The sequence below is a fragment of the Nocardioides segetis genome (assembly GCF_051390595.1).
Classification (GTDB): Bacteria; Actinomycetota; Actinomycetes; order Propionibacteriales; family Nocardioidaceae; genus Nocardioides.
The window spans coordinates 1-1,261 of sequence record NZ_JBNINR010000039.1 but is presented as its reverse complement, the minus strand read 5'-3'; the positions used below and the strand labels follow the sequence as shown (position 1 = coordinate 1,261).

1 protein-coding gene is annotated in these 1,261 nt (G+C 66.5%); it reads left to right on the top strand.

The features are described 5' to 3' along the window. Positions 1-36 precede the first annotated feature (36 nt). A protein-coding gene (locus ACPZVR_RS25400; RefSeq protein WP_436702481.1) for an IS3 family transposase occupies positions 37-1,229 on the top strand; the annotation gives its coding sequence in 2 pieces (ribosomal slippage) (positions 37-309 and positions 312-1,229; 1,191 coding nt in all). Positions 1,230-1,261: the final 32 nt, after the last annotated feature.

The following is a 1,261-nucleotide window of genomic DNA, read 5'->3' as shown; positions in this document are numbered from 1 at the left end:
GTGGTGCCGAGAGGTGCCGCTGGAAGGATGTGCACTGTGCCGAAGCCGTACCCCAAGGAGTTCCGCGACGACGTGGTTCGTGTCGCGAGAAACCGTGAGCCGGGCGTCCATCTGAGGCAGATCGCCGCCGACTTCGGCATCAGCGAGTCCTGCCTGACGAACTGGATGAAGACCGCCGACGTCGAGGACGGCATCAAGCCCGGCACGACCGCGGCTGAGAACGCGGAGAACCGCGAGCTGAAGAAGAGGATTCGGCTGCTGGAGCAGGAGAACGAGGTCCTGCGTCGCGCGGCCGCCTATCTGTCGCAGGCGAATCTTCCGGGAAAATGACGTACCCGCTCGTCCGCGAGTTGGCCGAGGACGGGATCCCCGTCACGGTGACGTGTCGGGTGCTCAAGATCGCGCGCCAGCCCTACTACCGCTGGCTGCGTCAGCCGGTCACCGATGCCGAACTCGACCAGGCCTACCGCGCCAACGCCCTGTTCGACGCCCACCGCGACGACCCCGAGTTCGGCTACCGGTTCCTTGTCGACGAAGCCCGTGATGCCGGTGAGCCAATGGCGGAGCGGACCGCGTGGCGGATCTGCTCCGAGCTGGGCTGGTGGTCGGCCTTCGGCAAGCCTAAGCGCGGGAAGGCGAAGAAGCCCGGCCCACCGGTCCACGACGACCTGTGCGCCGTGGTCGACAAGCACGGCGTGATCCGGCACGAGTTCAAGGCCGATGGGCCGAACGAGCTGTGGATCGGCGACATCACCGAACACCGCACCGGCGAAGGGAAGCTCTACCTCTGCGCCTTCAAGGACGTCTACTCCAACCGGATCGTGGGCTACTCGCTCGACTCGAGGATGAAGTCACGGCTGGCCGTCGCGGCGCTCAACAATGCCGTCGCCAGGCGCGGCGACGTGGCCGGGTGCATCGTCCACACGGACAGAGGATCGCAATTTCGAAGCCGGAAGTTCGTCCGTGCGCTCAACCGTCACCACATGGCCGGATCCATGGGACGGGTCGGCGCTGCCGGGGACAACGCGGCCATGGAGAGCTTCTTCGCGCTGCTCCAGAAGAACGTCCTCGACCGCCGCACCTGGGCCACCCGCGAGGAGCTCCGGATCGCCATCGTGACCTGGATCGAGAGGACCTACCACCGACGCCGCAGGCAGGCGGCTCTCGGACGATTGACCCCCATCGAGTACGAGACCATCATGACCGCGCCGGCCACTCAGGCTGCGTGACCCAACCTGTCACCCGATCGTGCAGCAGTCCC